General features: G+C 73.1%; 34 protein-coding genes. 3 read left to right on the top strand and 31 right to left on the bottom strand.

What is annotated here, in order from left to right:
• Nucleotides 1-71: 71 nt before the first annotated feature.
• The 3 genes from ACFTZC_RS26890 to ACFTZC_RS26900 all read right to left on the bottom strand — a co-directional run bounded on the left by ACFTZC_RS26890 (nt 72) and on the right by ACFTZC_RS26900 (nt 1,454).
• Nucleotides 72-740, bottom strand: coding sequence for a hypothetical protein (locus ACFTZC_RS26890; protein ID WP_382893947.1), 669 nt, complete (start codon nt 738-740; stop codon nt 72-74).
• Nucleotides 741-858: 118 nt separating this feature from the next.
• The gene (locus tag ACFTZC_RS26895) at nt 859-1,020 is read right to left on the bottom strand and encodes a hypothetical protein (RefSeq protein ID WP_382893948.1); all 162 of its coding nucleotides are present in this window, start codon (nt 1,018-1,020) and stop codon (nt 859-861) included.
• On the bottom strand, nt 1,017-1,454 hold the full coding sequence (locus tag ACFTZC_RS26900; RefSeq protein WP_382893950.1) for a hypothetical protein: 438 nt from the start codon (nt 1,452-1,454) through the stop codon (nt 1,017-1,019). The genes ACFTZC_RS26895 and ACFTZC_RS26900 overlap by 4 nt, the downstream gene beginning before the upstream one ends.
• A 211-nt stretch (nt 1,455-1,665) precedes the next feature.
• Here ACFTZC_RS26900 and ACFTZC_RS26905 point away from each other — a divergent pair, with 211 nt between their 5' ends.
• From ACFTZC_RS26905 to ACFTZC_RS26915, 3 genes are all read left to right on the top strand, one after another.
• Nucleotides 1,666-1,998: a hypothetical protein gene (locus ACFTZC_RS26905; RefSeq protein WP_382893952.1), complete on the top strand. Its 333-nt coding sequence runs from the start codon at nt 1,666-1,668 to the stop codon at nt 1,996-1,998.
• Between the two features lie 133 nt (nt 1,999-2,131).
• Nucleotides 2,132-2,347 carry a hypothetical protein gene (locus ACFTZC_RS26910; protein ID WP_382893954.1) on the top strand — a complete coding sequence of 72 codons (216 nt, stop codon included), beginning with the start codon at nt 2,132-2,134 and terminating at the stop codon, nt 2,345-2,347.
• A 173-nt stretch (nt 2,348-2,520) separates the two neighbouring features.
• Entirely contained in the window at nt 2,521-3,462 is a 942-nt protein-coding gene (locus ACFTZC_RS26915; protein WP_382893956.1) for a hypothetical protein, read from the top strand.
• Between the two features lie 238 nt (nt 3,463-3,700).
• Here ACFTZC_RS26915 and ACFTZC_RS26920 read toward each other — a convergent pair whose 3' ends face one another.
• The 28 genes from ACFTZC_RS26920 to ACFTZC_RS27055 form a co-directional block, all read right to left on the bottom strand.
• Nucleotides 3,701-4,417 carry a DNA-methyltransferase gene (locus ACFTZC_RS26920; RefSeq protein WP_382893957.1) on the bottom strand — a complete coding sequence of 239 codons (717 nt, stop codon included), beginning with the start codon at nt 4,415-4,417 and terminating at the stop codon, nt 3,701-3,703.
• 144 nt (nt 4,418-4,561) lie between these two features.
• A complete protein-coding gene (locus tag ACFTZC_RS26925) occupies nt 4,562-5,398 on the bottom strand; it encodes a hypothetical protein (protein WP_382893959.1) in 837 nt (278 codons plus the stop codon).
• Between the two features lie 110 nt (nt 5,399-5,508).
• On the bottom strand, nt 5,509-5,775 hold the full coding sequence (locus tag ACFTZC_RS26930; protein ID WP_382893961.1) for a hypothetical protein: 267 nt from the start codon (nt 5,773-5,775) through the stop codon (nt 5,509-5,511).
• Nucleotides 5,775-6,341 carry a hypothetical protein gene (locus ACFTZC_RS26935; protein WP_382893962.1) on the bottom strand — a complete coding sequence of 189 codons (567 nt, stop codon included), beginning with the start codon at nt 6,339-6,341 and terminating at the stop codon, nt 5,775-5,777. The genes ACFTZC_RS26930 and ACFTZC_RS26935 overlap by 1 nt, the downstream gene beginning before the upstream one ends.
• Nucleotides 6,334-6,615: a hypothetical protein gene (locus ACFTZC_RS26940; protein ID WP_382893964.1), complete on the bottom strand. Its 282-nt coding sequence runs from the start codon at nt 6,613-6,615 to the stop codon at nt 6,334-6,336. The genes ACFTZC_RS26935 and ACFTZC_RS26940 overlap by 8 nt, the downstream gene beginning before the upstream one ends.
• A gap of 3 nt (nt 6,616-6,618) precedes the next feature.
• Nucleotides 6,619-7,029 carry a hypothetical protein gene (locus ACFTZC_RS26945; RefSeq protein WP_382893966.1) on the bottom strand — a complete coding sequence of 137 codons (411 nt, stop codon included), beginning with the start codon at nt 7,027-7,029 and terminating at the stop codon, nt 6,619-6,621.
• Entirely contained in the window at nt 7,026-7,349 is a 324-nt protein-coding gene (locus ACFTZC_RS26950; RefSeq protein ID WP_382893968.1) for a hypothetical protein, read from the bottom strand. The genes ACFTZC_RS26945 and ACFTZC_RS26950 overlap by 4 nt, the downstream gene beginning before the upstream one ends.
• Nucleotides 7,346-7,849: an NUDIX hydrolase gene (locus ACFTZC_RS26955; RefSeq protein ID WP_382893969.1), complete on the bottom strand. Its 504-nt coding sequence runs from the start codon at nt 7,847-7,849 to the stop codon at nt 7,346-7,348. The genes ACFTZC_RS26950 and ACFTZC_RS26955 overlap by 4 nt, the downstream gene beginning before the upstream one ends.
• A gap of 39 nt (nt 7,850-7,888) precedes the next feature.
• Nucleotides 7,889-8,044, bottom strand: a complete 156-nt coding sequence (locus tag ACFTZC_RS26960; RefSeq protein WP_382893971.1) for a hypothetical protein — start codon at nt 8,042-8,044, stop codon at nt 7,889-7,891.
• Nucleotides 8,045-8,118: 74 nt separating this feature from the next.
• Complete coding sequence (locus tag ACFTZC_RS26965; RefSeq protein ID WP_382893973.1) at nt 8,119-8,817, bottom strand: VWA domain-containing protein; 699 nt, start codon at nt 8,815-8,817, stop codon at nt 8,119-8,121.
• Nucleotides 8,814-9,002, bottom strand: a complete 189-nt coding sequence (locus ACFTZC_RS26970; RefSeq protein ID WP_382893975.1) for a hypothetical protein — start codon at nt 9,000-9,002, stop codon at nt 8,814-8,816. The genes ACFTZC_RS26965 and ACFTZC_RS26970 overlap by 4 nt, the downstream gene beginning before the upstream one ends.
• Nucleotides 9,002-9,214 (bottom strand): hypothetical protein, encoded by a 213-nt coding sequence (locus ACFTZC_RS26975; RefSeq protein ID WP_382893977.1) that lies wholly within the window; start codon nt 9,212-9,214, stop codon nt 9,002-9,004. Before ACFTZC_RS26975 ends, ACFTZC_RS26970 begins: the two co-directional genes overlap by 1 nt.
• Entirely contained in the window at nt 9,211-9,666 is a 456-nt protein-coding gene (locus tag ACFTZC_RS26980; RefSeq protein WP_382893979.1) for a LuxR C-terminal-related transcriptional regulator, read from the bottom strand. The genes ACFTZC_RS26975 and ACFTZC_RS26980 overlap by 4 nt, the downstream gene beginning before the upstream one ends.
• Nucleotides 9,663-10,484, bottom strand: a complete 822-nt coding sequence (locus tag ACFTZC_RS26985; RefSeq protein ID WP_382893981.1) for a DNA adenine methylase — start codon at nt 10,482-10,484, stop codon at nt 9,663-9,665. Before ACFTZC_RS26985 ends, ACFTZC_RS26980 begins: the two co-directional genes overlap by 4 nt.
• Nucleotides 10,481-10,957: a LuxR C-terminal-related transcriptional regulator gene (locus ACFTZC_RS26990; RefSeq protein WP_382893983.1), complete on the bottom strand. Its 477-nt coding sequence runs from the start codon at nt 10,955-10,957 to the stop codon at nt 10,481-10,483. Before ACFTZC_RS26990 ends, ACFTZC_RS26985 begins: the two co-directional genes overlap by 4 nt.
• Nucleotides 10,954-11,283, bottom strand: a complete 330-nt coding sequence (locus ACFTZC_RS26995) for a hypothetical protein (protein WP_382893985.1) — start codon at nt 11,281-11,283, stop codon at nt 10,954-10,956. The genes ACFTZC_RS26990 and ACFTZC_RS26995 overlap by 4 nt, the downstream gene beginning before the upstream one ends.
• Complete coding sequence (locus tag ACFTZC_RS27000) at nt 11,273-12,940, bottom strand: hypothetical protein (protein WP_382893987.1); 1,668 nt, start codon at nt 12,938-12,940, stop codon at nt 11,273-11,275. The genes ACFTZC_RS26995 and ACFTZC_RS27000 overlap by 11 nt, the downstream gene beginning before the upstream one ends.
• Before the next feature lie 190 nt (nt 12,941-13,130).
• Complete coding sequence (locus ACFTZC_RS27005) at nt 13,131-13,532, bottom strand: hypothetical protein (protein ID WP_382893989.1); 402 nt, start codon at nt 13,530-13,532, stop codon at nt 13,131-13,133.
• Nucleotides 13,529-13,729 (bottom strand): hypothetical protein, encoded by a 201-nt coding sequence (locus tag ACFTZC_RS27010; protein ID WP_382893991.1) that lies wholly within the window; start codon nt 13,727-13,729, stop codon nt 13,529-13,531. The genes ACFTZC_RS27005 and ACFTZC_RS27010 overlap by 4 nt, the downstream gene beginning before the upstream one ends.
• Nucleotides 13,726-13,953, bottom strand: coding sequence for a hypothetical protein (locus ACFTZC_RS27015; protein ID WP_382893993.1), 228 nt, complete (start codon nt 13,951-13,953; stop codon nt 13,726-13,728). The genes ACFTZC_RS27010 and ACFTZC_RS27015 overlap by 4 nt, the downstream gene beginning before the upstream one ends.
• Nucleotides 13,950-14,270: a WhiB family transcriptional regulator gene (locus tag ACFTZC_RS27020; RefSeq protein WP_382893995.1), complete on the bottom strand. Its 321-nt coding sequence runs from the start codon at nt 14,268-14,270 to the stop codon at nt 13,950-13,952. The genes ACFTZC_RS27015 and ACFTZC_RS27020 overlap by 4 nt, the downstream gene beginning before the upstream one ends.
• Nucleotides 14,270-14,605, bottom strand: a complete 336-nt coding sequence (locus ACFTZC_RS27025) for a hypothetical protein (RefSeq protein WP_382893997.1) — start codon at nt 14,603-14,605, stop codon at nt 14,270-14,272. Before ACFTZC_RS27025 ends, ACFTZC_RS27020 begins: the two co-directional genes overlap by 1 nt.
• Nucleotides 14,598-15,089 (bottom strand): WhiB family transcriptional regulator, encoded by a 492-nt coding sequence (locus tag ACFTZC_RS27030; RefSeq protein WP_382893999.1) that lies wholly within the window; start codon nt 15,087-15,089, stop codon nt 14,598-14,600. Before ACFTZC_RS27030 ends, ACFTZC_RS27025 begins: the two co-directional genes overlap by 8 nt.
• Complete coding sequence (locus ACFTZC_RS27035) at nt 15,086-15,325, bottom strand: hypothetical protein (RefSeq protein ID WP_382894000.1); 240 nt, start codon at nt 15,323-15,325, stop codon at nt 15,086-15,088. The genes ACFTZC_RS27030 and ACFTZC_RS27035 overlap by 4 nt, the downstream gene beginning before the upstream one ends.
• On the bottom strand, nt 15,322-16,110 hold the full coding sequence (locus ACFTZC_RS27040; RefSeq protein ID WP_382894001.1) for a hypothetical protein: 789 nt from the start codon (nt 16,108-16,110) through the stop codon (nt 15,322-15,324). Before ACFTZC_RS27040 ends, ACFTZC_RS27035 begins: the two co-directional genes overlap by 4 nt.
• Nucleotides 16,107-16,283, bottom strand: a complete 177-nt coding sequence (locus ACFTZC_RS27045) for a hypothetical protein (protein ID WP_382894002.1) — start codon at nt 16,281-16,283, stop codon at nt 16,107-16,109. Before ACFTZC_RS27045 ends, ACFTZC_RS27040 begins: the two co-directional genes overlap by 4 nt.
• Nucleotides 16,280-16,894 carry a hypothetical protein gene (locus ACFTZC_RS27050; RefSeq protein ID WP_382894004.1) on the bottom strand — a complete coding sequence of 205 codons (615 nt, stop codon included), beginning with the start codon at nt 16,892-16,894 and terminating at the stop codon, nt 16,280-16,282. The genes ACFTZC_RS27045 and ACFTZC_RS27050 overlap by 4 nt, the downstream gene beginning before the upstream one ends.
• Nucleotides 16,891-17,277: a hypothetical protein gene (locus ACFTZC_RS27055; protein ID WP_382894006.1), complete on the bottom strand. Its 387-nt coding sequence runs from the start codon at nt 17,275-17,277 to the stop codon at nt 16,891-16,893. Before ACFTZC_RS27055 ends, ACFTZC_RS27050 begins: the two co-directional genes overlap by 4 nt.
• Nucleotides 17,278-17,312 lie beyond the last annotated feature (35 nt).

Genomic DNA, 17,312 nt, shown 5'->3' on the forward strand with positions numbered 1-17,312 from the left:
GTCTCCAGAAGCGAGGTTGGGGCCGGGCCCGCGCGGGGGGTGGTCGCGGTCCCGGCCGGTCGCGGGGGTGGTCAGGTGGCGCGGTGGTCGCCGGTGAGGCTGGCGATCGTTTTGAGGTGGGCGCGCTGCTCGGCGATCGTGACGGCGGTGCGGCGGACGACCGGGCTGGTGCCGTAGCCCTCGTAGTCGCTCTGGTAGCCGACGTGCCAGTCGACGTCGGCGAGACCGGCACGGGCGTACGCGGCGTCGCGGGACAGGTCGCTGTAGACGTGAGCCTCGTGAACGGCGGCGATCGTGGCGGCCTTGGCGTCCCAGGTCTGGGCGGCGGCCGCGGCCCGGTCCTGCGCGAAGATCAGCTTGGACACAGCGGCGCGCCAGTGCGTGTCGGGCGTGGTGCTGAGCGCGTCGTAGGCGTCGTCCATGGCGGTGCGGGCCCGGGTGCAGGCGGTCCACAGCGGGGCGGCACCGTCGGCGGCTGCCTTCAGGTCGCGGGTGTACTTGGCGTCGCGGTGCAGGGTGCGGGCGTACTGGTATTCGGTCTCGAGGAGGGCGCGGGCCGCGCCGCTGAGGGCGGTGCTGCTCCACACCTCGTCGGGCATGGCGGGGTCGGCCTCGGTGCCGGTGAACTCCCGGAAGGTGAACTGGAGTCCGCCGAAGCGGCCGTGGGTGACGCCCGTGTAGTGCGGGTGGTGGTATTTCTTGGCCTGGTTCGCGAGTTCGTCGAGCTGCTCGCTGGTCATGGTCATGGGTGTAGCCCTCCGGGGCGTGGTCGACGGCGCGGTCCGGGCTGGACGGCTCCCTCTGAGGCCCCGCCCGTACGCCGGGGCGGACGGGCGGGGGAGGCAGCGGTCAGACCGGTCAGCAGTAGTGCCCGTCACCCAGAACGCAGTCGCAGAACGGAGCCCGGTCCGGGTCCGCCTGCGCGTCCGCGTTCGCGGCGTAGTCCTGCGCGGCGCGCTGGTGGAACTCTTCGACGGTGGCGTTCTGGTCCTCGTCGACGGGGGTGGTCCGCTTACTCATCGGGTCACCGCCTGCCGGGGGCAGGAGCTGCCGGCCTGGCCGTCGCGGCACCGGCAGTCCTCCAGGAGGGCGCCGCCCGGGCAGCGGTTGTCGCTGGTGACGGCCCAGGCGGTCTTGCGGAGGCGCAGCGCGTACTCGCCGCGGGTGATGCCGGCGGTGGGCCAGGGCAGCAGAGCCAGGAGCGGGCGCGCGGCCGCCGCGGTGCCCGCGATGCGCAGGGCGACCGTCATCCGGGCGGCCTCCGTCATCGCGTCGGCCGGACGGTGCACGGCGAGGTGCCGGACGACCGCGAGGGCGAGCTGGGCGGTGCGGTCCCGGCGGGCGTGCGTGACGGTGCGGGAACCGGCCCGGCTGAGGATCCCGGCGGCGACGAGGTGCCGGGCGGGCGGGGTGGGGGCTGCCAGCGTGGCAGCGGCGCGGATACGATCGCGCATGTCTGACTCTCCTGTTCGTAGCAGGGTGTCGGGCATCCCGGCGCCGCGTGCAACCGCGAGCCGGGGTTGAGGCGCCGCCCGGTGTGCAACCACCGGGCGGCGCCGTTTCCAGCGGCCCCGGACTCGTGTGCAACCACGAGGCCCGGGGCTTTGTGCTGGGAACAACGTACCACTTATTTGCGTTGACGCAAATAAGTTGAGAGGATGGGGCATGCCCGACTCCACAGGGGAGGCCGGACGTGAGGCGGAGGCGCCAAGGATGGTGACGATCCCGCAGATGCCAGCACTCCTTGAGGCGGCCGGCCTGAAGAAGATCGGGGCCGCACGCCTTCGGCAACTCGCCGCGGAGGACGCGGACTTTCCCGAGCCGATCTTCTCCAACGGCCGGACCCGAGTGTTCGACTGGAATGCCGTTGAGCGGTATCTGCGTAAGCGAGTCCTCGCCCAAGGCGAGCGAACCGACCTCCAAAAGCAGAGAGAGGAACCGCCGTCGGATGGCGAGACAACCGATCAGGGGCCGAATGCCTCACCCGGGAGTAGGTGACCGGCAGGGAGGCCGGACAGCGGTCTACCGCTTGTATGGCTCGGGCGGACGCCTTCTGTACGTCGGCATCGGCTGGAACCCGCAGGCCAGGTGGGCATCCCACTCCGCCGAACATGCCTGGTGGCCGGAGGTCGTGAACTACGAGGTGCAGTGGTTCGAGACACGCCGGGAGGCTGCTGACGAAGAGCGCCGCGCGCTACGCGAAGACGAGCCCGAGCACAACATTCACGGCACTCCGAAGTGGGGCGCGTTCTTGGCGCAGGCCAGTGCGGAGTGCCTCGTGGAAGGCAACAAGGTGCACCGGGACTGGCGTCAGCGACACCGAAACGCTCCAGATGCGGGCACCTGAACATGCAGGTGGCCGGACGGCGTAGGACCCGTCCGGCCACCTCAGAACAGCGGGTCACTACCCCGCCGATCCACAGAACCGCCCACCAGCACGGAAGGGGCCTGCCCAGTGCAGCGTACCCAGCATGCCCGGGAGCAGCCACGCTGCTCCGCCACCGCCGCGGCGGTGTACCAGTGACGTACGGACGCATCCGCCGCGGCCCGATGGCCGGCGATGCCTTCACTCAGATCCGCAACGCGGTCTTCCGTGACGCCCGGCTCTCCGCGAAGGCCATGGGAATCTTCGGCAACATCTCGACTCACCGTGACGGCTGGGGCATCACCCCGGAGTCGATCTCCGCGCAAATGCGGGACGGCGTGGACGCGGTGAAGTCCGGACTGCGCGAGCTGGAGAAGTTTGGGTACCTCCAGCGTGAGCGTGAGCGGCGCCCGAACGGCACGCTCGGCGCCTCCAGCTACTTCATCACCGACCAGCCCGAGCTGATCGCGGAAACCCCCAGCTCAGAGCCAGAGGTGGAAAATCCACCGGTGGCTGATCCACCGGTGGACCAGCCACCGAAGGGTGAACCCGCGGAGGATCGGCCTGCGGTGGACGATCAGCCGCATAAGAAGATCACTAATTCCACTAGACCATCGGGAGAAGACCACCCTCCCTCCCCTCCTCCCGCGCCCCTGACGCGGACGGGGGTCGAGGACGGGGAGGGAGGGGAGGACGCTGCGCCCGACCAGGACGTCCTCGCCCCGGCTGAGCGGGCCGCGTACGACGCGCTCGCCAGGATCGCCGCCGCCGAGCCCCGCCTCACCCTCGGCGCCCGGGAACTGGTCCGGCTCGCGCCGCTCGCCGCGCCGTGGCTGACGGGCGGCACGGAGGCGCAGCTGCGGCAGGCGCTCACCGCGGGGCTCCCGGCGGAGGTCGGTTCCCCGGCCGGGCTGGTGCGCCGCAGGCTGCTGGACAAGCTCCCGCCGCAGCGCCCGGCCGCCGCAGCGGATGCTCTGCCGGAGTGGTGCGGGTGCGGCGACCATCCGGCCGCCCGCTACAACCCCCGGTGGCGGAAGGGCCCCGACGGGGCGCCGTGCGAGGTGTGCCACCCGGACGCTGTGCGCATGCGGGGGTGAGCGGAGCGCGGCACGCTGGAGCCATGGCCGGGGCGCCGATCGTGGTGCACCCACCGTCGCCGACGGGCGGACGGCGGGTGACCGTACGCGGCCAGATTCTGGGCCTCGCCTACGGCGATCGCGATGCTGGAGTTCCTGCGTCGGGCAGGCCTGCCCGACGCGGAGACCCTGATCGACGATCCGGGCTGGGTGGAGTGGCGTGGCGGCCGGCCCCACGAGTGGGGTGTGGCCTGACCGGTTACGCCGCGGCGGCCAGGCGCTCGCGGGCCGTCTCGCCGTACGTCGGCGAGCCCTCGATCCCGAGGAACTGCCGGCCCTCGGCGAGCGCGGCGACGCCGGTGGTGCCGCTGCCGGCGAACGGGTCGAGGACCAGCCCGCCGGGCGGGGCGATGCGGACGAGCTGCCGCATCACGGGGACGGGCTTCTGCGTGATGTGCACCCGCGCCTTCCCTCGGGGCTGGGAGCCCTCCAGCCAGCCCGGGAGGTAGATCGTCGGCGCGTGGCGCAGCGGCTCGCCCCGCGTCCCCCACAGGACGTACTCGCACTCACGGCGGAACCCGTCCCGTACGGGCCGGCTGATCGGCTTGTGCCAGGGGATGATGCCGCGCCAGGTCCAGCCGCCGGCCTGGATCGCGTCCGAGGAGGCGGGGAGCTGCGCCCAGTCGGTGAAGACGAGCGCGCTGCCGCCGGGGCGGGTGAGCCGGTACGTCTCCGCCATGACGAGGCCGAGCCAGTAGGTGTATCCGCGCTGGTCGCGGGTGTCGCCGTCGAAGTCGGCGAGCATGTGCTGCGCGTCGCCGGAGACGTACTTGTCGCGGGCGCCTTGGCTCTTGCGTTCGGCATTGGTGCGGCCGCCGGAGTTGTACGGCGGGTCGCAGATCACGGCGTCGACCAGGGTGTTGAGGGTGGGGAGAAGGGTGAGGGCGTCGCCCTGGTGCAGGGTCCATGCGGGCATAGCGCCTCCTGGTGGCGGGCCGCGTACGCCGTGGTGGCGAGCGGGTCGGTGCCTATGTAAATGATCATGCATGGGAACGCGCGTGCGATACAGGACCGTTTGGTGACATGGCGCCGCAGACACGCTGCCTGCGGCGCCGGAGTGTCACCAGATGCTGCCGCAGCCTGAGCAGCGGGCTACGGGGATGGCGCCGCCGCCGCCGTGCATGACGAGCGGGCCGCCGCAGCCTGGGCACGGCCGTCCGACGCGGGCGCGTCCGTCGGCGAGGTCGAGGGCGTGCTCGACCGCCCCGGCGGCTGCGCGGGCGACGGTGGCAATCCGGTCGGTCTCCAGCGGGGTGAGGCGCCGGTGGACGGGGCCGGGGGCGTGCTGGACGCGGGCGAGGAGCCACAGCGCGGCCCGCGGTGCGGTACGCCGTCCCCAGTCCGTATGCGGGGTGCTGCGCCCGGAGGCGGGGAGCTGCCAGCGGCGCGGGTCGCGCGCATCGCGCATCGCGGCCAGGTCTCGCTTGCGGTCCTCGTGCTCCTGGACCCGCCGGGCCTGCTCCGTACTGCCCACGGGCGGGAAGTCGAACCCGGCCGGGGACGGCGAGGCCGGCGGGGTGCTGCGCCTGGGGGTGGCGCGGCGGGGTGGCGCCGGGGTGATCTGGGCCCGCTGTACCAGATCGGCCACCTGGTCGGCGAGCTCCACCAGGGCGGCCTCGACCAGCCGGATGGTGTCCAGGACGCCCAGGCGCAGCGGGGCAGCGGTCCACCCGGGCTGGTCCGGGGCCCGCTCAAGGATGCGCAGCGCTTCGGCGCGCCACGTCGCGGCCTCGGCTTCTTCGCTGTCGGGTGTGCGGGTGAGGGTGGGGATGCCCATGGGCGGGGGCCAGGTGCTGGTGCGGGCAGTCAGTGCGTCGTCCAGGTCGGTCCAGTGGCGGGCGATGGTCCACAGGTGCTGGACGGCGGCGGTGGGGCGGGGTGTGCGGGTGGTGCTCATCGTGCGCTCCAAGGGCGGGTGGGGCGGCGTAGGCTGATGATCACCTCGGGGGCGCGCCGGTCCTGGTCAGACATCGTGTGGCGCGCCCCTGCTGCATGCGGCGGGACGGGTCAGGGGCGGGTGACGGCGAGCCGGCGGCGGCCGCCGCGGTCCTGCTGCTCGGGCACCACGGCCAGGCCCTGGTTCTGGAGGAGCGTGGTGTAGGCGGCGAGCTGGTCCGCTTCGCCGGGGCCGTCGTAGTAGACGTGGACCAGGCGTGGCCCGGACTGGGCGGTGCGGTAGCCGGGGTCCCAGTCCCCGTCGATCCACTCGGACGGCGCGTGTCCGGCGTCGGCCAGCTGCTCGGCGACGTGCGTGTGGCGGATGCGGCGGGCCATCACTGCTCCTCGAGGCGGGTATCGGTGAGGAACGGGTCGGTCTGCTGGCCGGAGGGTGGGGTGACGGTGTCGTCGGGGGTGCTGCTCCGGTTCCACGTTGCGCCGGTGGAGTCCTGGTGGACGGGTCCGTCGTGCTGGTGTCGCAGGACGCACGGCCCGAGCGGCTTCGCGCCGATCAGGCCGGCGACCGAGGCATCGCACGTGCCTGCGGGCGGCCACTCGATACGTGCCCCGTGATAGCCGAGTAGCAGGTCATGCTCGCTGGCGGCGACTGTGGCGAAGCCGTGTTCGGCGTCATCGAGGACGAAGCACCGGCCGGAGGGGAACGCCGCGCCGTCCAGGGTGGCGCGGTTGTGGTGGAGACGGAAGCCGTGGACGAAGCCGGGCGCTGCGGTCTCTCGGCGCCGGGCCATCTCGGCCTGGACGATAGGCATGACGACGTCGGCGAAGGCGGCGCAGTGGCCCTCGGGGCTGTCGACGATCTGTTCCTGCGCCCTGCGGTAGTGCTCGGCGGTCAGCGCCTCGGTGATTGTCCGGCGGAGTTCGTCCGGGGGTGCGTCAGGCATCGGGTGCTTCCTTCTGCTTCGGGTGGGTGACGGGCATGGGCGTCGGGTCGTCGGGCTCCTGGACGATGACCGGCGGCGCCAGCTCCCGTGTGATCAGTTCGCCGAGCGCCCGCCGGATGTCCGCCTCGATGAGCTGCCAGTACCGCGGGTCGTCCTTCATCAGGCGGTACGAGGACCGGCTGTAGGCCTGCTGAGTGGTGTACTCGCGGCCGTCGATGGTGAGGGTGCAGGACACGACGGCCCGGGCACCCGAGACGGGATCGGTGACGTCCATGGATCACTCCTCCGTTTCATGCTGGTACTGGTTGGCGCCGCACATGTCGCCGTAGCCGCGGGCCGTGCAGGGGTGGAGGAAGCCCTCGCCCTGGTACGGGTGGCTCGTGACCGAGCCGCCCGCGTCAGAGGGCGTGGCGGGCTTGGCGGTCCCGTCCGGCTTGGTGATGCGGTGGACGGTGGCGTACCGGATGTGGGCCGGCTGCCCGCCGGACGCGATGTGCTGCTCGCCGACGAGCGTGATCAGGTGTCCGGACTCGACACAGATCTGGCCCTTGTGGATCAGCGCGATACGCCCGGTGAAGAGACGCCCCGGCGTGGGCCCGCCGGTACTGGCGATCGCAACGCTGTCCCCCACGGTGAGGGGCTGGCCGATGAAGTCCCAGCTCGGGACCTGCTCTGCCTCGGTAGTCATGGCTGCTCCTGGGTGTTCTGGTACGGCGGGTTGGTGTGGGTGCAGCGGGCGCTGTGGACGGTGTGGTGGGAGGCGGTCCAGGTGGGGCAGCACGGGCCGCTGGTGTCGCCGGCCGCGCGGGCCCGGGCGGCGCGGTAGTCGGCCCCGGACCGTGCCGCGCCCCCGGCCATCACTGCGGCCGTGACGCCGAAGAACACGCCCTCGGCCCACAGTTCGGACGCTGCGCACCACAGGGCGACAGCGGAAAGACCGATACAGCCGGCCACGAAAGCGGCTTCGTAGGCGCGGTGCCGGCGCGCGGCCGCGGCATGGTCGGTCACGAGCCGCCGTCCTTTGCACGACGGTCGATGGCCTCGATCCAGGCGGCGGCGACAGCGGCGACCTGGACCAGCTCGGCGCGCAGCCGGACAGGATCGGACTCGGCGAGGGCCTCGTGGACTTCCTCCTGGAGGACGTCGCGCCACGCGAGGGTTCCGGATGCCGCGGCACGGTCGGCGTGGTCCCGGTAGCGACGGGCGCTGTGCTGGTAGACGGGCAGTCCGGTGCCGTCGGGGTGGTTCTGTGTGCCGAACTTGTCGTCCTGGCGGCGGCGTTCGCCGGCGATCTCGGCGAGGACTGACCGGGTGGCCTGGTGTTCGGGGACAGAGCCCCACTGGTCGGCGATGTGCCGCAGGACCTCGGCGGCCGCGGGTTTGCCCAGGCCCTTCGCTCCGGCCTCCATCGTGAGGGCTCCCGGGTCCGCACCGGGTCGGATGATGACGTAGGCGAGGGCGTTGGTCCCGTCGATCGCCACCATGGTGGCCCGCTTGCTGCTGGTCATAAGAGATGTGCTCCTGAAGGTGCTGGTAGGGGTGAGGGGTCAGTCGTCGAACAGGACGATCGCGAAGACTCCGAGCCAGGCGGCGACGAAGACCACGAGGCCGACGATGACCGCAAGGGCGGCGGCGTCGGTGTAGAGGTAGGTGCCGCCGCCGGACAGGGCTCCGAGCAGCAGGGCGAACAGGAAGGAAGGCACGGTGCTCTCCGTGAGTCGTGGACCGGGTGTCGGGCGGGGGCCGTCCCGTCGGCGGGACGGCCCCGACGGGTGGGTCAGGGGCGGCGGCGGATGATGCCGGCGGCGCGGGCGGCGGCGAGCCACGCCCCGTACTGCGAGGTGATCCCGTCGTACAGCTCCGCGTCGCTCACGTTGTGCGGGTCCCTGGCGTGGAAGAAGCTCGCGTTGTCGACGGCCCGGCCGTCCAGGTAGTCCAGCTGCTCGAGGAAGCTGATGCGGTCGCCGTAGCCGACGAACGCCCAGAAGATCGGCATGGTGCTGACCTGGCGCAGCGCGTCGACAGCCGCGCCGCGGTGGTCGGGTTCGCCGTCGGACTGGAAGATCACCAGGCCGGGCGCGCCGCCGTGGCAGGACCGCCCGTACGCGTTCGCGGTCTCGATGATCGCCGCGGCGTAGTTGGTACTGCCCCAGCGGGCGTGACGGCGCGTCCGGTCGATGATGCCCTGGTAGTCGGAGAGCTGGACATCGGCGGCGGTCTGGTAGCGGGACGCGAAGTAGGCGAGCGGCACGGTGCCGTCGTCGTCCAGGTTGACGGCCAGGGCGAGGGCCTGCTCGGCGAGCCGCTGCACGCTGCCGTCCCGGTAGTAGCGCTGCATGCTGCCGGAGTGGTCGAGGACCAGGTACACGCTGGCGACCTCGTCGGTGATGCCGTGCTTCTCCAGCGACACGGCGGCCGTCTTGGCGAGCGACACGAGTCCGGGGGCGCGCTCTTCGATCTTCGAGAGGCTGATCACTGCTGCTGCTCCTTGATGGTGGTGGGTGTGGGGAGGTGGTCCAGGGCGTCGCCGAACTCGTCGGCGAGGCGCCGCCAGCGGGCCGAGATCGGGGTGCCAGGCCGGGCATCGGCCGCCACGAGGAGCGCCTCGACCAGCTCGGCGACGTCGTCCGGCCCGCCGGGCAGGCGCAGGAGGGCGGCCATCAGGGCCGGGCCGTTCTACGCCCGGCCGCGTCCCGGGGGACGCAGTGCCCGCCGAGGCAGCGGGCCTGTCCGTCCGCCACGTAATGGACGTGCTCGCCGTCGCGCTGCAGGACGTATCCGGCGTACAGGGCCGGGTTCGGGGGGCGTTGGCCGCCGGACACGATGACCCGCTCGGTCCACTCGGACAGGTCCGGAAGGGTGCTGGTGTTCACGTGCTGCTCCTGGTCGTACTGATGGACAGATGGCCGTGCTGGTGGGCCAGGGCTACGACGTGGGCGCGGTGCCGGGCTCCGTAGTGGGCGCGTAGGTCCCGGCCGTAGGCGCAGACGGTGTGGTGGGTCAGGCCGAGGGCGGCCGCGATCTGCCGGTGGTCCATCCCCCGGGCCATGCACTCCAGGACCCGGACCAGGTGCGGCAGCGGCCGCGGGAAGCCGGCCCCGCCGGCAGGCGCCGCGGGCACGGCGAGCCAGCCGTTCCGGTACGCGTACGCGACCAGCGCGGCCCGGTCCGGGGCGCCGACCGACCTGGACAGCCGGTACACGTAGTCCGTCAGCGTGCTGCGCCCGATCCCCAGCTCGGCCGCGATCTGCCGGTGACTCCGGCCCTCGGACAGGCCGGCCACGACCACGATCCGCCGCGGTACCCCGCGCGCCGCCGGCGTCATCCGCTGCTCCCGGCGAACAGGTCCTGCTGACCGCCGAGGACGCGGTTCGACCACAGGACCTCGGTGCGGGCCTGCGCCGCCGCGGCGTTGCCGGTGCTGGTTGCTGTCTCGTACCGGTGCCATCCCGCGTACAGCTCGTCGTACAACGCCGAGGGGTAGCCGGACAGGACGACGGCGGACCGGCAGTCGGCCAGCGCGGCCGCGAGCTCCCGGTGGTCGGCCTCGCCGCGCATCTCCGCGCCGTACCGGTCGCGGTGGCTGCGCGTGGTGCCCAGGTACGGCGGGTCGACGTACAGCAGCACATCCTTCGCGCCCCCGTACTTGCCGATCATGGTGAGGGCGGGCAGGCACTCCAGGCTCACGGACATGATCCGTTCGGCGGCGGGCAGCAGCCGGTCCCGGTAGGCGTCCAGGTGGTCGGGCATGCTGAACCTCGACCTGGAGGCGGTGACGTAGTGCCGCCAGCCGCTGCGCCGCATCATCCCGCCGCGGCCCTGGGACAGCCGGACCCAGACGCGGCGCGCCCGTTCCACCTCGTCCTCGGCCGGCTCCCACGCGTCGGTGAGCTCGGCGCGGGAGTGCGGGGTCAGCGCGCAGACGCGCGCCAGGTCCTCGGGCTGGTCACGCAGGACGCGCCAGAAATTGACCAGGTCGCCGTCGAGGTCGTTGACGGTCTCCATCGCCGACGGCGCCTTCGCGAAGAGGACGGACATCCCGCCGGCGTAGGGCTCGACGTAGTGGTCGTGGGGCGGGAGCATGCCGACGATCCAGTCGGCCACTCGCCGTTTGCTGCCGAAGTAGGGGACCGGCGGCTTCACGTGCTGCTCCTGGTGGTGAGGTGGCCGTGCTGGTAGGCGAGGGCGACGGTGTGGGCGCGGGCGGCCGCGTTGGACCGGCCGGTGCGGGCGGTGCCCATCACGGCGTAGAGGCGGCGCGCGTGTGTGACTGTCGTGTTCGTGCTGATGTGCAGATGGCGGGCGATCTGTTCGTTCGTCAGGCCTGCGGCGAGCAGCTGCAGGACATGCCGCTGCTGACGGGTCAGGCGGACCGGCGGGAGCGGCTCGGGGCGCAGGCCGTTCAGCCAGCCGTGCTGGTAGGCGAGGGCTACGGCGTGCGCGCACGACAGGGCGCCCATCCGCTGCCGCAGGGCCCTGATCCGGTTGCGGAGGGTTCCGGGCGCCAGCCCGGAGGCGGCCGCGATCTGCGGGATGCTCTGCCCGCGGGCCAGACCGGACAGGAGCACCAGGTCGTAGTCCCGCAGCGCCCCCGGCACCAGCCACCGGCCGCTCACCGTGACCACCCCTGCCCCCGGGCCGGCCGCACACCCGACCGCCGCCGCTGCCCCGAACCGCTGCTGCGCCGCGGCGCACGGGCGGGCGGGTTGCGGCAGGTCGAGACGTGGACGCGGGCCTGCCACTCGGCGGCCTCCAGGGTGGGCCGCTCCCGGTCCAGGGCGCGGGACATGACGGTGCCGGTGACCGTCGTCCACACCGCCCGGGTGCCCGCCGGGTCCGGCTCGGGGTTCACGGCCTGGCGTGCCTTGTTCTTGTCGGTGAGGGTCCAGCGGATGGGATCGCCGCAGCGATCGCACCGCGCCAGACCGGCGTTACTGAGCACGGGCTTCTCCTTCGAGGCCGTAGGAATCGAGCACGTTGAGGTGACGGAGGACCAGGGCGTGGCCGTAGAGGTAGACCGCATGGGTCCGCCCGTGCTCGGCGACCGCCGCGGTGATGGCCTCCGGGGTCGCGGCCGCACGCAGCACCGCCAGCTCGGCGGCGTCCAGGTCCTGGTGCGGGGGCGGAGTCGCCGGCGCGCGCCGAGGCCACACAGCCACCTCAACTCCGGGGTCCGGGCCGGGCTCGGCGCCGGAGCGAGGCCCTGGCGGTACGGACTGCGCCACGTCTGGACCCGCTGGCTGCTGCGCCCCGCTCTCCCCGGCCTGGGCGGCCGCGGCGGCTTCCTCCTCCTGGCGGCGGGCCCAGGCGGCGGTGCGCTCGGCCCACTGCTCCTCCGCCCGCCGCCGCTGCGCCCGGGCCGCCCGCTCGGCCTCCGCCTGCCGGATCCGGGCGGCCGCCGCGGCCTTGTCGCGGGCGATCTCCTCGCAGCCGGGACACGGGGCCAGCGTGGGCCAGATCGCCTTGTCCTCACACGCCGCGATGCCGCAGCCCTTGGGGGCGCGAGGCAGTGCGACGCCGAGGATCCACCGGCCGATACCGCCCTCGCCCCGGTAAGGGTCCTGGGCGGCGGCGTAGCGGTTGCCCACGCGGTACTTGAGACGGTCGCGCGGGCACCCGGCCGAGAGCTGGGAACCGATCTGCCGGGCGATCTCCCGCTGTTCCCAGACGGTCAGCTGCCAGTAGACGTGGCGCAGCGGACCGAGGACCTTCCAGACACGGCCGGAGATGGTCAAGTCCGGCCCGTCGTACGGCTGGCCCCCGCTGTTGCTGCGTTTTTCGCCGTGACCGGCACGCAGCGCGGCGGGGATCGCGGGCGGGTTTTCCACAGGCCGGGCGACCCACTTACGGTCACCTCGCCTACGGCGGACAGGCCCACCCAGCTCCGTATCGTTTTCGTCGGGTCGGTCAGTCCTGGGGTCCTCCACACAAGGGGATCCGTCAGCCCTGCGGGGAGCCGATCCGTCATGAATGTCAGGGGTCGCGGGGCCGGGCCCTTGGGGCGCCTGGCCGGTGGCGATCATGTGGAGGGGGTGGCGGTGCGCCTCGTAGATGTGGCGGCCGCGCGGGCCCTGCCGGCGGTGGACGCTGATCCAGCCGGACGCCTCCAGCTCGTCCACGATCCGCATGACCTGCCGCTCGCCGAGGGGTTCGCCGGCGTGCTGGCCGCCCTGGTGGCGGACGTGGTCGGCGAGGTCGGCCAGGGCCAGGGGGATACGGCGCACCTGGGCGTAGGCGATCGCGGCGTACAGGCGCAGCTCGCGGGGTGTGAGGGCGTCTGCGGCGCGTACGGGGATCCACACGTACAGCTCGGGCCCGTCCGTGTCGACGGCCCGTACACGGCGTTCGGCGGACTCGCCGTCGCCGTCGCGTGAGGTGTGGTGGACGGTGATGACCTCGGTGATGCCGTCGACCGGGTCCGGGTGGTGGAGCTGCCTGAGGCCGCGTTCGACCGCGGACTTGGACATGCCGAGGTATTGGGCGATCGTGATCACTTTGGCGCGGCAGCCTTGGGGGCGCATCGAGAGCGCTGCGATCTTGATGTAGACGGGCAGGGCAGCGTCGCTGTACTGCCCGCCTACAACCAGGCGCAGAGGCACGCGGACCCGCAGTCCGCCGCCGGCGCGTGCCGCTGTCCCGGCAGCCGCGGGGGGCGGCTCCGGGCACGGAGCAGCAGCTGCTGCTCGCGGCGCGACGGCGGTGGACAAGCGGGGCTCTCCTTCGTACGGGGGTGTCTGGCCGGGGCGGGCGAGGGACTGGGTGGTGCCCCGGCCAGACAGCTGGTGGGGGTCAGGTGGCGGTCTGGAGGGCCTTGCGGATGAGGGCGAGGGACGACAGGGAGAGCCGCAGTTCGGTGACCCGGTCGCCGTGGCGGCGGATGAGGCAGCGGGTCTCCAGGGCGTGGAGGCCGCCGCGGACCTGGTATTCGGCCAGGCCGGTCTGGGCCATCAGGTCGCCCTGGCCCGTGGGTGCGCTGTCGGGGATGCGGCCGGTGGTGTAGTCGGCCAGCGCGGCGACGCTGAGCGCGAGGTGCTTGTAGTGGGGCAGGAGGTGGGTGGCGCGCAGGATGTACGCCTCCCACTCGGCGCGCAGCGGCGGGTCGAGGGTGGTGCGGCTGGCGAGGGGCGTGGTCCGGTGGACGGTCCGTCCCGGGACGGCGGCCTCGTCGGCGAAGGTGATCGTGGTGGTCATCGGGTTCCGTTCGGGGTGGTGCAGACGGGGTGGGCGGGCTGGCCCTGGTCGTCGCGCTGGTGGGTGGGGATGGTGCAGTGCCGGCAGGGCCGGGCCCGGTCCGCCCACGGGGTCCGGCCCCGGGTCGGCAACAGCCGCTCCGGGCCCGGCACCCCGCCGGCCAGACCCGCCGCGGTGGCGGTGCTGGTGGTGGTCATCGCTTGTGGTTCTCCTCGGCGGCCTGGGCGGCCCGGTAGGTGGTTCTGGCGGCGGCCGGCCAGCCCGGGCCGGACGGCGGCTCCGGTCGGTCGGCCAGCGCGGCCGGGGTGTGCAGCGGGCAGCGCAGCCCGGTCCGGTAGCGGCGGACGCCGACCACGGCGCGGCAGTAGAGCCGCAGTTCACCGAGCCAGTGACCGCACTCGGCAGTGGCCGGGCCGGTCATCGGGGTCCGGACGGGCCGGTCTGGCCCTCGAGGATCAGGCGCTCACGGTCCACGGCGCTGAGCGTGGCCCGCTGATGGGGACTCATCCCGCCCCGCACCACGGCCCGCTGGTACGGGCTGTCCGTACGCTCGGTTCTCAGCGCGTCGGACAGGCACTCACGCCGCACCGGGCACGGCACGCAGATCACCTTGGCCTCACGGTTACGACGGTTCGCCTCACCGCTGCTCTCCCGCCCTTCCCCGTCGGGGATGAACAGGTCCGCGAACGGCAAACACGCGGCGGCCAGACGCCAGCGGCTGGACGAGAACCTGGACATCAGCACTCCTTCGACGGGGCCTGGCCGATACGGCCGCAGCCGCGGGTGGTGCACGCCCACTCGCCGCCCGACAGCTCGGTGTGCCTGGTGGTCAGGTGCGCGCAGCGGGTGCTGTGGCAGGGCAGGTAGCGGACCGGTACGGGTGCCGGGTCCTCGTCGGCCGGGGCCGGGGAGGACGCAGGGACCGACGGGGTGCGGGTGGCGGGGGCGACGAGGCGCCAGGTGCGGTGGGCCAGGAGCCAGGCGAGCGCGGCGATCGCGACCAGTGCGAGGGACGCGGTCATGCCCGCGATCAGCAGCGCGGCGACCGGGTTGAAGAGCGCGAACTCAGCCACGGCCGGCCCCCGTCCCGGACGCGCGGACGATGCCGTACTCGGCGCGCAGAGCGGCGATACGGGCGGCGTCCGCCGTCATCCCCAGCCTGCGCACCGCGGCCTTGACCGCCTGATCGCTGATACCGGTCCTCAGCAGCGTCACGATCTGCTCAGAGGACGCGGACCGCGCACGCAGCCCTCGCCCGCCGCATGCCTTGGACCGCTTCACGTAGAGATCGGCCCGCTGCAGCTCGGTGCGGCCGCCGCGAACACCGCCGCGATGGGCTGCCGGCAACGCCCCCTCTTCTTCCATGGCCTTCTCGAGGCAGCCGGGCTTGACGGGGCAGCGGGCGCAGACGGCGAGGGCCGCCTGCTGGTTCGCGGGCACCCCGGGCACCGCGCCGAACGGGCCGGGGGTAGCGAGGCACGCGGCCTGCGAGAAGTCCACCAGGACCGGGGCGGGGCCGGGGGCGGCTGCCGGGCGGACGCCCGGCAGCCTCGTCACGGACGCCTCGTCTCACGCCGCACCGGCGGCTGTGCGGGCAGCGGCGGATAGACGACACCGGACTGGGGCTCGGGACCCTGGGTGAACCGGGCGATGATGTCCGGGCCGTGGTGGAACCGGCGCATCGCCTGGCGCACTGTGATGACCCGGTCCTCGAGGTAGCCGGCCGACAGCGCGCTGACGACGATCACAGCGGTGGTGATGATGATGAGGTTGGTCAGCTCGTCGGCGTTCACGCGTCGGCCTCCCGGTCGTAGTCGTGGGCGAGCGAAAGCGCGGTGACCATGTACTGGGTGGGGATCAGAGCCCCGGTGGCCGGGTCGCGGAGCGCCACGTCCCAGACGGGCACCTCCTCGTCCTCGTCCTCCGGGTCCGACCACACGATCCGGGACCGGACCTCCGGGCCCTCCTCCTGGACCAGGAGGTCCTCGATGTGCTCGACTGCCGCCTCCTTGCGGAGGTACCGGCCGACCGGGAACGACTCGTGCGACGCGAGGTACTCGGTGACCGATCCGGCGAGTGGGATCCGCGCGAGGTAACAGATCCCGTCGACCCACGCCGCGATCTCCCCGGCGTCGTGCTCGTCGAGCACCGCCTCACCCAGGTTGTCGAGACCGTCCAGGATCTGGGCGCCCGTCGGCTGCTCACGCAGAGACCGGGCCAGAGCGACCAGGATCGCCTGGCGCGCCGACGCCTGCGCCGGAGTGACCGCAGTCCCCGCCGCAGCGGCGGGGGTGGTCTTCTCCTGGCCGGGGCCGGCCGGTACGGGCAGGGCGCCCTGGTCCGCCACAGCGTCCGCGGTCCGCGCGGCCTCCCACTCCTGCTCCGTCACCACGTCGAGGTGGGTGACGGCGATGCACGAGCCTTCGCCCTCAACCCACACGACGTCCGACCCGCACAGTTCCCGCACGGTGGTGCGGGTCCGGGTGACCAGACGGGGAGCGCCGGGGATGTCCTCGGGGCGGGCCCCGGGGTAGGCGAACACCGGCGTACCGATCGGGTAGTTGAACGCGCTCGTCATCGGGGCCCGCCCTTCGGAGTGAGGATCTGACGGGGGATCGGGTGCGCGGCCAGGCGGCGGGCGAGGCCCCGCCGGGCCGGGTGGTGCATCCCGCTGCAGGACGCGCAGCCACGGCGCGCCGAGTGCGGGACGTGCAGGCCCGACGGCGCGGGGGTGGTGGAGTTGTCGCTCACGACGGGTCACCCCCCTCGGCGCGCTCGGCGTGGCGGGCGGCAATCCACTTCGCGGCGGCCGCCACCGACCGGAAGTCGACCTCGACGCGGGTCCAGCGCAGCGGGCGGATGCCGTAGGTGCCCTCCGCGCTGGGCACGGCGCATGCCGACCAGCGGACCGCGCCGCGCTTGCCGCGGCTCTGGGTGATCTGCCCGACGACGTCGTCGGCCTGGAGGCGGTCGACGCGGCGCGCGGTCACGAGCTGGTCGTACGGCCCGCTGGTCTTGCCCCAGCCGTGGAGGAGCGGCTCGCCGGGGTAGAGGTAGAGGCCGGCGATGCGGCGGGGCGGCTGCCCGTAGCCGAGGGCCTGCGTGGACGTCGCCTCTGGGGTCTCCTCGCCGGTCATCACGTAGGCCGCCCCGCAGCACGAGCACACGATGCGCAGGGTCGTCCGTGTGAAGTTGTCGCCGTGGCCGCACTCCTGGTTCCGGCAGTCGTGCGAGACGCCGTCGTGGCGGAGGCGGTACGCGTGGTACTCGGTACGGGTGTCGATCGTCCAGGCCGGGCTGGCGCAGTCGGGCTGGTGGGCTAGCAGGTCCCATTCCAGGTAGGAGTCCATGGCGCTCGTCATCGGCCGGCCCCCGCACCCGCCGGGGCGGTGACGGTGACGACGGCCACGGCGGTGACCTGGACGCCGTCGACCGTGGCGACCGCCTTGTGCGTGCACTGGGCCCCGCCGCGCTGGTGGTCCTCCGTCGGCGTCACGTCGTACGCCGACGCGAACTCGGTCACGGACCGGGCGGCCTCGTAGTGCAGGTGCCCGACGAAGACGTCCGACTTCAGGTTCATCCGGGACAGCGAGACGCAGAACGGCGCGAGCGCCGTCTGCGCGGACGCCACCCAGACCGCGTTCATCGCGAGCTGCTGCGCCGTACGCCACGGCGGAACGGCCTGGGCGGCGGGCTGAGAGGCGGTGGTGGCCGTGGGCGGCTGGCGCTCAGCCAGCGTGCCCACCGGGCGGATATTGTGGTTCAACGGTTCCTCGCTTC

Origin of the sequence: Streptomyces sp. NPDC056987 (assembly GCF_042673865.1) — a bacterium.
GTDB lineage: Bacteria > Actinomycetota > Actinomycetes > Streptomycetales > Streptomycetaceae > Streptomyces.

Excerpts from the sequence above, each read along its gene's own strand:
- ACFTZC_RS26890 (WP_382893947.1), bottom strand. The coding sequence starts at position 740 with ATGACCAGCGAGCAGCTCGACGAACTCGCGAACCAGGCCAAGAAATAC.
- ACFTZC_RS26895 (WP_382893948.1), bottom strand. The coding sequence starts at position 1,020 with ATGAGTAAGCGGACCACCCCCGTCGACGAGGACCAGAACGCCACCGTC.
- ACFTZC_RS26900 (WP_382893950.1), bottom strand. The coding sequence starts at position 1,454 with ATGCGCGATCGTATCCGCGCCGCTGCCACGCTGGCAGCCCCCACCCCG.
- ACFTZC_RS26905 (WP_382893952.1), top strand. The coding sequence starts at position 1,666 with ATGCCCGACTCCACAGGGGAGGCCGGACGTGAGGCGGAGGCGCCAAGG.
- ACFTZC_RS26920 (WP_382893957.1), bottom strand. The coding sequence starts at position 4,417 with ATGCCCGCATGGACCCTGCACCAGGGCGACGCCCTCACCCTTCTCCCC.
- ACFTZC_RS26925 (WP_382893959.1), bottom strand. The coding sequence starts at position 5,398 with ATGAGCACCACCCGCACACCCCGCCCCACCGCCGCCGTCCAGCACCTG.
- ACFTZC_RS26930 (WP_382893961.1), bottom strand. The coding sequence starts at position 5,775 with ATGGCCCGCCGCATCCGCCACACGCACGTCGCCGAGCAGCTGGCCGAC.
- ACFTZC_RS26935 (WP_382893962.1), bottom strand. The coding sequence starts at position 6,341 with ATGCCTGACGCACCCCCGGACGAACTCCGCCGGACAATCACCGAGGCG.
- ACFTZC_RS26940 (WP_382893964.1), bottom strand. The coding sequence starts at position 6,615 with ATGGACGTCACCGATCCCGTCTCGGGTGCCCGGGCCGTCGTGTCCTGC.
- ACFTZC_RS26945 (WP_382893966.1), bottom strand. The coding sequence starts at position 7,029 with ATGACTACCGAGGCAGAGCAGGTCCCGAGCTGGGACTTCATCGGCCAG.
- ACFTZC_RS26955 (WP_382893969.1), bottom strand. The coding sequence starts at position 7,849 with ATGACCAGCAGCAAGCGGGCCACCATGGTGGCGATCGACGGGACCAAC.
- ACFTZC_RS26970 (WP_382893975.1), bottom strand. The coding sequence starts at position 9,002 with ATGGCCGCCCTCCTGCGCCTGCCCGGCGGGCCGGACGACGTCGCCGAG.
- ACFTZC_RS26980 (WP_382893979.1), bottom strand. The coding sequence starts at position 9,666 with ATGACGCCGGCGGCGCGCGGGGTACCGCGGCGGATCGTGGTCGTGGCC.
- ACFTZC_RS27005 (WP_382893989.1), bottom strand. The coding sequence starts at position 13,532 with ATGACCACCACGATCACCTTCGCCGACGAGGCCGCCGTCCCGGGACGG.
- ACFTZC_RS27010 (WP_382893991.1), bottom strand. The coding sequence starts at position 13,729 with ATGACCACCACCAGCACCGCCACCGCGGCGGGTCTGGCCGGCGGGGTG.
- ACFTZC_RS27015 (WP_382893993.1), bottom strand. The coding sequence starts at position 13,953 with ATGACCGGCCCGGCCACTGCCGAGTGCGGTCACTGGCTCGGTGAACTG.
- ACFTZC_RS27020 (WP_382893995.1), bottom strand. The coding sequence starts at position 14,270 with ATGTCCAGGTTCTCGTCCAGCCGCTGGCGTCTGGCCGCCGCGTGTTTG.
- ACFTZC_RS27040 (WP_382894001.1), bottom strand. The coding sequence starts at position 16,110 with ATGACGAGCGCGTTCAACTACCCGATCGGTACGCCGGTGTTCGCCTAC.
- ACFTZC_RS27050 (WP_382894004.1), bottom strand. The coding sequence starts at position 16,894 with ATGACGAGCGCCATGGACTCCTACCTGGAATGGGACCTGCTAGCCCAC.